Below are 602 nucleotides of genomic sequence, written 5' to 3' on the forward strand. Positions count from 1 at the left end.
TTTCCGTATTATCCCTATCTCCATGCTTTCAAGTAGTATAATCGGCTGTAGATGGCTTATGCCACTCTTATATTTTGATAATTTTTGTCTGTCATCTTCTGGTTTTTGATTTTAGCACACATTTTCTTTATATTAAAAGCAATGGCAAAGAAGGCAAAGTCCATTGTGACCTTGTCTTTTCCAAAATGCCTGAACCTTTTGTATCCCATGTCGTATTTTATTTGTCCAAAGACAGCTTCAGGTTCTATGCATCTTTGCCTTCTATGTTTTATGCCTTTCTCTGAGGTAAGTCTTTCACGCGCTTTTTGTTTATATTCTTTTAGCCTGTGATTGACTTCTATGGTACGTCTTTATGATTTTGATCTGAAACACATACATCTGAGAGGACATCCCTCACATCTTGCAACACTATAGGCGATACTTTCTGTAACATATCCACTTTCAGTTCTAGAATGCCGTACACCTGTCCGCTCCATGTGTTGCCCCATGGGACAAACATAATAGTCTTTCTCCTTGTTATAATACAGGTTTTCCTGTTTGAAAGGATTTGTCACATATTTGTCTGCTCTCTGCTCCTTATGAAAGAAATTGTACTTGACATA

Annotated in this window: 1 pseudogene; it reads right to left on the reverse strand. The window is 37.2% G+C overall.

The features are described from left to right. Window positions 1–56 precede the first annotated feature (56 nt). Window positions 57–602: pseudogene (locus H6A27_RS14550) on the reverse strand (transposase); the annotation flags it as partial.

It is taken from the genome of Bacteroides caecigallinarum, from assembly GCF_016902295.1.
In the GTDB taxonomy this organism is placed as follows: domain Bacteria; phylum Bacteroidota; class Bacteroidia; order Bacteroidales; family Bacteroidaceae; genus Phocaeicola; species Phocaeicola caecigallinarum_A.